Source organism: Streptomyces sp. DT190, assembly GCF_049846985.1.
Taxonomy (GTDB): domain Bacteria; phylum Actinomycetota; class Actinomycetes; order Streptomycetales; family Streptomycetaceae; genus Streptomyces.
Map to the genome: position 1 here is coordinate 136,996 of NZ_JBNCNM010000021.1, position 9,952 is coordinate 146,947.

Here is a 9,952-nt window from a genome sequence, read left to right on the forward strand (position 1 = left end):
TCCGGCCGGCCCCTACGTCAGCTGGTCGGGCAAGGGGGCCGAGTGGGTCACCGTCAGGCCCGAGACCGCTCGGGTCAGCGCCACGTACAGGCGCCGCAGGCCCGTGCGTTCGTCCGGTTCGCCGTCGACCACCGCGCTCGGCTCGTCCAGGACCACGTAGTCGTACTCCAGGCCCTTCGCCAGGGACGCCGGGACCAGGGTCAGGCGGGTCTCCCGGGTCGTCTCCTCACCGGGGCCGAGGTAGCGGAGGCCGGCGTCCGCCAGGGCCGCGGCGAGTTCCGGGACGCGGGCGTCCGCCGCGATCAGGCCCGTGGAGCCCTCGTGGCGCAGCGACTCGCGGCAGGCGGTGACCACGTCGGCGGTCCCGGAGACCCGCCGGACCTCGAAGTGGCCGGGGTTCTCACGGATCGACACCACCGGGGCGAGGCCCGGGGCGATGTGCGGCAGGAGCCGTGAGGCGTAGGTGATGACGTCCGTCGGAACACGGAAACCGGCCGTCAGCTCCTCGATCACCGCGTCCTGCTTGCCCAGGTGGGTCAGCGCCTCCTGCCAGCTGCGCGTCGCCCACGGCGTGGTGCCCTGCGCCAGGTCGCCGAGGACGGTCGCGCTGCCCGTGGTGCAGCGGCGGCCGACCGCCCGGTACTGCATGGGGGACAGGTCCTGCGCCTCGTCGAGGACGACGTGCCCGAGCGAGTGCGTGCGCTGGACCAGGTCGGTGGCCTCGTCGATCAGGACGGCGTCGGCGGCCGACCACTTCGCCGCCTTCACGCTGCGCGCCGGCTTCGCCCAGAGGATCGCCTTCTGCTCGTCCGCGTCGAGGATGCCCTCCGCGTGGGCCGCGAGGAACTCCGCGTCCGACAGCAGCCGCAGCACCAGCTTCGCCGGGTCGACGGCCGGCCAGACCGCCTTGACGGCCGCCTTGACCGCGCTGTTGCGGGCCACCGCGTCCTGCACCCGGTCGTCGGGTGCCTCCCCCGAGCGTTCCATCTGCACCAGCACGGCGTGCGCGATGCGCTGCGGCAGGGCCTCACGGGCGGCCCCGTAGCGGATGTCGCGGTCCAGCAACTCCCGGACGATGTCCTCCAGTTCGTACGCCGGCACCCGCCAGCGGCGCGAACCGCGCACCACCACGACCGGCTCGGTGGGCGTCGTGACGTGGGAGTGGAGGGCCCGGCGCAGCACCTCGGCCATGCGGGCGTCGCCCTTGACGACCGCGGCCGTGGCGTCGTCGGTGCCCCTGATCTCGACGTGGGCGACCAGGTCCTCGACGGTGGCCTGCTGCACGGTCACCTCGCCGAGCGCCGGGAGGACCTGCTCGATGTAGTGCAGGAACGACCGGTTCGGCCCGATGACGAGCGTGCCGGTACGGGCCAGGCGCTCGCGGTGGGCGTACAGCAGGTAGGCGACCCGGTGCAGGCCGACGGCGGTCTTGCCGGTGCCGGGGCCGCCCTGCACGCAGACCGTGCCGGACAGGCCGGAGCGCACGATCTCGTCCTGCTCGGGCTGGATCGTGGCGACGATGTCCCGCATCGGGCCGACGCGCGGCCGTTCGATCTCCTGCTGGAGCAGTTTGCTGGTGCGGGCCGCCTCGGCCGGGTCGGACAGGTGCTCGTCCTCGTAGGCGGTGAGGTCGCCGCCCGTGTAGCCGAAGCGGCGGCGCAGCGCGATGTCCATCGGGTCCTTCTTGGAGGCCCGGTAGAACGGCTGCGAGACCGGGGCGCGCCAGTCGATGACCATGGGGTCGCCGTCCTGGTCGTGCACATGCCGCCGCCCGATGTAGAAGCGCTCGCCCTCGGCCCCCTCGGCCCGGTCGCTCCCCGGGGCGTGCAGGTAGTCGAGCCGGCCGAAGAACAGCGGGGTGTCGCTGAGGTCGGCCAGGGACTCGATGCGCTCCTCGATCTGGCGGGCCAGCACCTCGGCGTTGACCCAGTTCGCGGTGACGTCGCGGATGTCGAGGGCTTCGGCGTCCTCGCGCATGGCGCGCAGGGCGGAGCGGGACGCGGCGAGGTGGGAGCGCTCACGCGCGAGCGGGTCGTCGACGGACGTGGACAAGGGGGTGCCTCCGGAAGGGACCTGCTGAGGAAGGGCGGTGAGGTGCCGGCCGGTTTCCGTCCGGTCGGCGGCACTCCGTGAGGGAGGCGGGCAAGAGCGGAGATCCTAGAGCAGCTCGGGCACCGATCGCGAACGGTTTTCCGCCGCCCGGCCCTCGCCGCGCGCCCCCGCCACCCGTCTCCTGCCGGGCGTCCCCTAGGGGACGCGGCCCTCCTTCCTGAGGGGCACGCGTCAGCCCCGGGACGTACGCGGGCCCCCGGCAGGTTCGGTCCGGAGACCGACGCGGGTCTTACGGGGCGAAACGCACCATGGAGACATGAGCGCAGCAACCATCCACCCCGCCCCGGCACCGGGCCGCCCGCCCGGCGCCACCGCCGTGTCCGGCAGCCACCGCCACCTCCTCGGCGACGCCCTGCGCGCCGTCAGGGTCTTCGCGGGCGCCGCCTTCGACGTGGTCATCCTCGGTGAGTACGGAGAGGAAGTCGGCGCCGTCCGCCGCAAGTGACCGGCCCGGGCCGGTGTCAGTTCTCCGCGAGCAGCTCGTCCGCGTCCATGATCCGGTACGCGTACCCCTGCTCCGCCAGGAAGCGCTGCCGGTGCGCGGCGAAGTCCTGGTCGATGGTGTCCCGGGCGACCACGGAGTAGAAGTGCGCCTGGTGGCCGTCCGCCTTGGGCCGCAGCACCCGGCCGAGGCGCTGGGCCTCCTCCTGCCGTGAGCCGAAGGTGCCCGAGACCTGGATCGCGACCGTCGCCTCCGGCAGGTCGATCGAGAAGTTCGCGACCTTGGACACCACGAGCACGCTGATCTCGCCCTCGCGGAAGGCGTCGAAGAGCTTCTCCCGCTGCGCGTTGGACGTCTCGCCCTTGATCACGGGCGCCCCGAGGTGCTCACCGAGCTCGTCGAGCTGGTCGATGTACTGCCCGATCACCAGGATCTGCTGTCCGGCGAAGCGGCGCACGATCGCCTCCGTGACCTTCCGCTTGGTCGCGGTCGTCGCACAGAAGCGGTACTTCTCCTCCGTCTCGGCCGTGGCGTACGCGAGCCGCTCCGACTCCGTCAGGTTGACCCGCACCTCCACGCAGTCGGCGGGCGCGATGTAGCCCTGCGCCTCGATCTCCTTCCACGGCGCGTCGAACCGCTTGGGCCCGATCAGGGAGAACACGTCCGACTCGCGGCCGTCCTCCCGCACCAGGGTCGCGGTCAGCCCGAGCCGCCGCCTCGCCTGCAGATCGGCGGTGAACTTGAAGACCGGCGCGGGCAGCAGGTGCACCTCGTCGTAGACGATCAGCCCCCAGTCCCGCGAGTCGAACAGCTCCAGGTGCGGGTAGACGCCCTTCCGCCGGGTCGTCAGCACCTGGTACGTGGCGATCGTGACGGGCCGGATCTCCTTCTTCGTGCCGCTGTACTCGCCGATCTCCTCCTCGGTGAGCGAGGTCCGCTTCACCAGCTCGTGCTTCCACTGCCGGGCCGAGACCGTGTTCGTCACCAGGATCAGGGTCGTCGACTTCGCCTGGGCCATCGACCCGGCGCCCACCAGCGTCTTGCCGGCACCGCAGGGCAGGACGACGACGCCCGAACCGCCGTGCCAGAAGTTCTCCACGGCCTGCTTCTGGTACGGCCGCAGTGCCCAGCCGTCCTCGGCCAGCTCGATCGGGTGGGCCTCGCCGTCGACGTACCCGGCGAGGTCCTCGGCCGGCCAGCCCAGCTTCAGCAGCGTCTGCTTGATCTGCCCCCGCTCGGAGGGGTGCACGGCGACCGTGTCCGGGTCGATCCGGGCGCCGACCAGGGGCGCGATCCGCTTCGACTTGAGGACCTCCTCCAGCACCGGACGGTCGGTGGTGGTCAGCACCAGTCCGTGCGCCGGGTGCTTGGAGAGGGTGAGGCGGCCGTAGCGGTCCATCGTCTCGGCGATGTCGACGAGCAGCGCGTGCGGCACCGGATAGCGGCTGTACTGCACGAGCGCGTCCACGACCTGCTCCGCGTCGTGCCCGGCCGCGCGCGCGTTCCACAGGCCCAGCGGGGTGACCCGGTAGGTGTGGATGTGCTCCGGCGCCCGCTCCAGCTCCGCGAACGGCGCGATGGCCCGGCGGCAGTCGTCGGCCTGTTCGTGGTCGACTTCCAGGAGCAGGGTCTTGTCGGACTGGACGATGAGAGGTCCGTTCAACGCGGGTCCCTTTCTGGAGGCGGCACCCTGGCATGAGTGCGCGGCCAAACGTCCAGTGTGCCTGATCGTCGGCGTGCGGGGGTGTGACGTGCGCGTCCCGGGAACGCCCCCCGGTCGTACTGAATGCCTATTCATCCCAACGTGTGGTGTGAATTCAGTTTTTCCGGGGCGGCCCCGAAGAATGGCGCACGTGCAGAACCCGCCGACCACCACGCTCGGATACGCCCTGTTCGCCACCCGCTGGCTCCAGGCCCCGCTGTACTTCGGGCTCGTGGCCGCCCAGGGCGTCTACGTCTACAAGTTCTTCAAGGAGCTGTGGACCTTAATCGTCATGTGCGTGAGCGGGCACGCCACCGAGACGTACGTCATGCTCGCCGTCCTGAAGCTGGTGGACGTCGTCATGATCGCCAACCTGCTGATCATGGTGATCGTCGGCGGCTACGAGACCTTCGTCTCCCGCATCGGCCTCCAGGGCCACCGTGACCAGCCCGAATGGCTCTCGCACGTCAACTCCAACGTGCTGAAGGTCAAGCTCGCCACGGCCATCGTGGGCATCTCCTCGGTCCATCTGCTGCAGATGTTCGTGGACGTCCACCACACCTCGCAGCACGCCCTGCTGTGGGGGACGGTGATCCACATGGCGTTCATCTTCTCGGCCGCGATCCTCGCGTACATGTCCGGGCCGATGGCCGCGCACGGGGACCGGGGACACACCGCCCGGCCGCCCGTGGAGCGCCCTCGCGGCGAGCCCGTCCCCGAGCCCCGGCCGGAGGCCGTGGCGGACGCGCCCGCGGTGCCCCGGCAGCCGGACCCGGACACCGAGGCGGAGGCCCGGATCCGCGCCGCCGGCTTCCCCGCCCGCAAGCTGCTGGAGGACTTCGACCAGCAGCACCCGCGGGGCCTCGACCGGGAGACCGTGGCCCGGCTGGGCAAGGCGGAGTTCGTCACGGCCCGGCGCAACGTGGTGTTCGTCGGCCCGCCCGGCACCGGCAAGACCCACCTGGCCGTCGCCCTGGGCGTGCGGGCCTGCCAGGCCGGGCACCGGGTGCTGTTCGCGACCGCGGCCGAGTGGGCCGCCCGGCTGACCGACGCCCGGGCCGCGGGCCGGCTCGACGCGGAGCTGGCCGCGCTCGACGAACACCCCCTCCTGATCGTCGACGAGGTCGGCTACACGCCCTTCGACCCGGACACCGCCGGTCTCTTCTTCCGGCTGATCGCCCACCGCTACGAGCGCGCCTCCCTGATCGTCACCGGCGACCGCCCCCTCGGCCGCTGGAACGAGGTCTTCGGCGCCTGCGCCCCGGCGCTGACCGACCGTCTCGCCCACCACGCCGAGATCGTGCGGCTGGACGGCGAGAGCTACCGGACGCGGCGCGCTAGCGCAGCGTGGGCAGACTGACGTTCTGGATCAGCGGGCCCTCGATCGTGACGCCCTCGGTGACCAGCGGCTCGGCGGCCGGCAGCGGCAGGGGCAACCCACCGGCGGCCGCGGCGGAGGGCGCGAGCACGCCCACGAGGGCGACGGCGGTCAGGGCGACGGCGGGCAGCTTCTCACGCATGCGGAGGACAGGCCTTTCTGGAGACGACGGGACAGGGCCTTCCGGGAAGACGGCGGCCGCGGCCGCCGCGGGCCGGCCCGCGGACGCGGGGACCGGCCCGACGGTCGCGGGTGCCGGTCAGATCTGCGGCGTCTCCAGGACGAGGCCGGCGATGTCGATGCTCACGGCGGACGCCGGTGTGGCCGGCCCCGCGAAGGTCATGAGGGCGGCGGTGGCCAGGACGGCGGCGACTCGACGAACAGCGCGCATGCGGGGAGTTCCTTTCGACAGCGTTCACAGGGACACCCGGTGGCTGCCCCCGGGCACCCGGCGTGATGCGGCAGGCCCGGCAAGGTCGCCCGAGGGTGGGACATCCCCGGCGTGGCGTGCATGAACGCCGGCGTGCACCCGAACGGGTGAGAGACCCGGCGGCGGGCCGTCAGCCTTCGTCGTCCGCCAGCTCCGCGACCCCGGTGATCCGGTGCAGCGGATAGGTGCGGACCTCGTCCGCGGTGTGGTCGTAGGCGGTGACGAAACCGCCCTCCACGCGGACCGGGGCGATGACCCGCTGGCTGGCGGCGCCCTCGGCGTTGACGTAGCCGATCCACAGGGACTCGCCGGTCAGCACGGCGGCCTGCATGGTGGCGAGGGTCTCGGCGGCGCCCGTGCGCGGCAGCTCACCGTCGGCGGCCGGGGCCGTGCCGGGCTTGCGCGGCGTGGTGGAGGCGAGGTCGCCGGCGCGGATGGCGCGCAGCGCCGCCGCCAGCAGGGTGCCGTCGGGGACGGGCGGGCCGTCCGGGACCGGTTCGGGCGCGGAGCGCGGCGGGGTGCGGTGGGCGAGGGCGCGGGTGATCAGCACGTCGCCCTCGGCGGACTCAGCGGCCGGCGCGAAGCCCATCGCCCGCAGCCCTTCCAGCAGCCCGGCCGGGTCGGCCTGCGCGGCCAGCACGGTCGGGGCGAGCCGGCGCAGCCCCAGTCCCGCCGCCCGCTTGTCGGCGAGGATCTCGCCCAGCGTCGCGTCGTCGTCGCAGCGCACGTACGCCGAGGCCGCGCCCACGCGCAGCTGCCCGTGTCTGCGGGCCACGTCGTCGATGAGGTACGACAGCGGCTGCGGCACCGGCGTACGGGAGTGGGCGGCGAGGAAGGCGTGCAGGTCGGAGGCGCTCCGCCCGGCGTCCAGGGCGCGCCGCACCGACCCGGGCGTGAACCGGTAGACGGTGGCCCCGCCCTTGGACTCGACCTCGGCGAGGACGCCTAGCATGTCGGCCAGCGGCCGCTCCAGCGGCCCGGGCGCCACCGCCGTGAGGTCGGCCTGGAGCAGCACGTGGTCCAGCGGTTCCGGCAGCAGCGGGGCGAGGACCCGGGCCGCGGCCGCGGCGGCGACGGCCTGCTCGGCGGGGGCCAGGGGCGCGAGCGGGCCGGTGCGGTGGTGGTGGTGCACGGGCAGTTTGTCCCCCGGCCCGGAGGGCTCCGCCGCCGGGCTCTTCGCGGGGGCGGGCGCGCCCAGCAGGGCCCGGCCGTGGGCGGACAGCGCGCCCCGGCCGGTGACGCCCAGCAGCTCCGCCTCGGACAGGGTCCAGCGGGCGAGCCGGCCGCGCAGGTCGTCCTCGGGCCGCTCGCCGCGCAGGGGACGCTCCCAGCCCAGCCGGGCCAGCACCGACCCGGGGTCCGGCGCGGCCCCCTCCGGCAGCGCGGCCAGCAGCGCCAGCACCCGGTGCCGCACCTCCGGCGCGGCCGAGCGGTCCAGGCCCGGCCCGAGCGCCGACAGCGTCCGGTCCTTCGCGTCCCGCCCGCCGACCAGGCCGGGCGTCCGGGTCGCCGCGAGCCACGCCGTGACCAGCCGCGCCCAGCGCTCGGCGGAAGGCTGCTCCCGCCACTCGTCGTAGGCCGGGGTCGCCGCGTACCGCTCGTCGGCCTCCCCGTCCGAGGCGATCAGGCCCGCCGCGTACGCCAGTTCCACCCAGAACGCGGCGGCCGGCTCCGGCACGTCCAGGGCGACGGCGGTCCGCTTGAGGTCCCGCACGCTCAGCCCGCCGGCCCGCAGCACGGCCGGGCCGCCCTCGTCCCAGTCCTTCAGCAGCTCCTCGACGGTCGCGAGCGCGGTGTACGCCTGCCCGGCCGCCGTGCTGTCCACAACCTGTGGACGGTGTACCGCGGCCGCCTCCACCGCCGGCGGCACCGGCTCGGGCGTCCGGTGCGCCAGCCCCCGCCGCAGATGCAGGGCCACCTCACGCGGCAGGACGACCGTGCCGGGCGCCGTCGGCAGCAGCAGCCCCCGGTCCAGCAGCCAGCGCAGCCGGGGCGCCGGATCGGCCGTGACCTGCCCGTACGGCGGCCCCCACACCAGGCGCTCCAGCACCTCCAGGGAGTCCGCCGGGGCCTGCGCGAGCAGCGCCGCCATCCGCTCGCGGTCGCCGAACAGCCCGGTCAGGGCGGCCACCGCGGAGACCGAGTCATGGGTGGAGGGCAGCCCGGCGGTCGTGACGATCTCCTGGATGCGCCCCGGGGACATCCCGGCGGTGGCCTCCTGCACGGTGGGTCCGAGCCCCGTCGGCGAGGGGTGCTGCGGCGAGGGCGCCAGCAGCTCGCGGGCCGTGCGCACCAGTCGCAGCCGGTCGTCGCCGCCCCACACCAGGGCCTGTTCGCGCAGCGTGTCCAGGGCGTGCGGCAGGGCGGCCACGACGGCCGGGTCGGCCGCGTCCCCGGCCATCAGCCCGAGCAGCTCGTCGTAGGCCGCCGGGTCCGCCGCCACGGCCAGCGCCTCCGCCGTCTGCAGCGTGAACCGGTCCAGACGGCCCAGGGCCCGCACCACCGAGGCACGGGTGCCGGCGCGGGTCGCGAGCTGCGTCAGGTCGGTGGGCACGGGCGTGATGAGATCCGGTCGGCTGCGCAGGAGCGCGCCCAGCGCGGCGTCGCCCCGCGCGCGGAGCGCCTCCGCGAGGGAGCGGGGGGCCACGGGCCTGTCCTCGGTGCTCATCCGGTCCACGGTAGCGGGTCGCCTCCGGCGGCCGGGCCGTCCGTGCGCGGCCCCGCACCCGAACGCCCGCGGGCTGGTGGGAGCCCCGCCGCTCCTCGCGGTACCGTCGTCGCGACGGCGTCACGCAACGCACCCGCCCCGGAGGGGACTTCGTGGGGATTGAGAGCGACCAGGTCGTTTACGAGTATCTGAGCCGCGTCGGCGACGTGGCCCAGCAACAGCAGTTGTCGTCGGCCACCCGTATGCGCCTGGTCGCGGATCTGCGCAACGAGATCGACCGGCGCCGCGCCAAGGCCACCGTCGACTCGCCCGCCGCCGTCCGCCGCATCCTGACCCGCCTGGGCAGCCCGGACGAGATCGTGGCGGCCGCGGCGGACGGCGGCCCGCCGCAGGGTGCCGCCCCCGCCGCCGTGCCCGTGCAGCCCGACCGCGAGCCGGCCGGGCGGGCCGAGCGGCCCAGGGGCGGCGTCCGGCGCGTCGTGCCGCGGCCCCGCCCCGCCCGTCCCGCCGAGCCCGCGCGGCCCGCCCCCGCCGAGGGCCCGGCCCCGCCGCACCTGGCCGCCGGGCACGAACTCGGCGACAGCGCGGCCCAGCCGGACTGGTGGCGGGTGGACAGCAGCCCCTTCGGCGTGGGGGACGAGGTGCCGGGCTTCGTGGGCGGGGTGGAGCTGCCCGACCTGCTGAAGCCGCCGCCGCAGCGCAAGGCGGAGCCGGAGACGGCGGAACCGGCCCCCGCCGTGGAGGCGGCCGAGCCGGTGGAGGAGGCCGGGAAGAAGGGCCGCCGCCGGCTCCCGGGACTGCCCGCCGCCGGGAACTGGAGCAACCCCCTCCTGCTGGGCGCCGCCGCCCTGCTCGTCGCGGGCGCCGTGCTCGGCAACTGGTTCGTCCTCCTCCTCGGCTGGCTCATCGCCTACGCCTCCCGCCGCCTGACCCCGGCGGAGACCAAGTGGGCGGTGGTGATCCTGCCGAGCACGGCCGTGGTGGCGGGCCTGTTGTGGCTGTGGGGCCGGATGAACGGCCGCTGGGGCGAGCCGATCGCCGAGGGCGCGATGAACGACGCGGTGGCGCAGACCTGGCCGTGGGTGGTGCGGGGCGCGGCGGTGGCGTCGGCACTGTTCCTGGTGTGGCGCTCACAGCGACGCCGCTAGGTGTATTGATCACGAGCGTTGTTAACGCTTGCCGGGCTTGATCATGGCGAAGACCTCCGATGTGGTGGAGCT

8 protein-coding genes are annotated in these 9,952 nt (G+C 74.5%); 3 read left to right on the top strand and 5 right to left on the bottom strand.

Annotated elements, in window-relative coordinates; genetic code table 11:
* Nucleotides 1-12 precede the first annotated feature (12 nt).
* Nucleotides 13-2,052, bottom strand: coding sequence for a HelD family protein (locus ACPXCS_RS30470; protein ID WP_425951072.1), 2,040 nt, complete (start codon nucleotides 2,050-2,052; stop codon nucleotides 13-15).
* Between the two features lie 316 nt (nucleotides 2,053-2,368).
* Here ACPXCS_RS30470 and ACPXCS_RS30475 point away from each other — a divergent pair, with 316 nt between their 5' ends.
* On the top strand, nucleotides 2,369-2,557 hold the full coding sequence (locus ACPXCS_RS30475; protein ID WP_425951073.1) for a hypothetical protein: 189 nt from the start codon (nucleotides 2,369-2,371) through the stop codon (nucleotides 2,555-2,557).
* Between the two features lie 16 nt (nucleotides 2,558-2,573).
* On the opposite strand, the gene ACPXCS_RS30480 is transcribed toward ACPXCS_RS30475, so the two are convergent.
* Complete coding sequence (locus tag ACPXCS_RS30480) at nucleotides 2,574-4,217, bottom strand: DNA repair helicase XPB (RefSeq protein ID WP_425951074.1); 1,644 nt, start codon at nucleotides 4,215-4,217, stop codon at nucleotides 2,574-2,576.
* A gap of 181 nt (nucleotides 4,218-4,398) precedes the next feature.
* Between ACPXCS_RS30480 and istB the strand changes: the two genes are divergently transcribed.
* The gene (istB, locus tag ACPXCS_RS30485) at nucleotides 4,399-5,616 is read left to right on the top strand and encodes an IS21-like element helper ATPase IstB (RefSeq protein ID WP_425951075.1); all 1,218 of its coding nucleotides are present in this window, start codon (nucleotides 4,399-4,401) and stop codon (nucleotides 5,614-5,616) included.
* Here istB and ACPXCS_RS30490 read toward each other — a convergent pair.
* From ACPXCS_RS30490 to ACPXCS_RS30500, 3 genes are all read right to left on the bottom strand, one after another.
* Nucleotides 5,594-5,776, bottom strand: a complete 183-nt coding sequence (locus ACPXCS_RS30490; RefSeq protein WP_425951076.1) for a hypothetical protein — start codon at nucleotides 5,774-5,776, stop codon at nucleotides 5,594-5,596. The two genes, istB and ACPXCS_RS30490, sit on opposite strands and share 23 nt — an antisense overlap.
* 117 nt (nucleotides 5,777-5,893) lie before the next feature.
* A complete protein-coding gene (locus tag ACPXCS_RS30495) occupies nucleotides 5,894-6,025 on the bottom strand; it encodes a hypothetical protein (RefSeq protein WP_425951077.1) in 132 nt (43 codons plus the stop codon).
* 169 nt (nucleotides 6,026-6,194) lie between these two features.
* Complete coding sequence (locus ACPXCS_RS30500; RefSeq protein ID WP_425951078.1) at nucleotides 6,195-8,732, bottom strand: helicase-associated domain-containing protein; 2,538 nt, start codon at nucleotides 8,730-8,732, stop codon at nucleotides 6,195-6,197.
* A gap of 152 nt (nucleotides 8,733-8,884) precedes the next feature.
* On the opposite strand from ACPXCS_RS30500, the gene ACPXCS_RS30505 reads away from it, so the two are divergent.
* Nucleotides 8,885-9,880: a hypothetical protein gene (locus ACPXCS_RS30505; protein ID WP_425951079.1), complete on the top strand. Its 996-nt coding sequence runs from the start codon at nucleotides 8,885-8,887 to the stop codon at nucleotides 9,878-9,880.
* The last annotated feature ends 72 nt before the right edge of the window (nucleotides 9,881-9,952 follow it).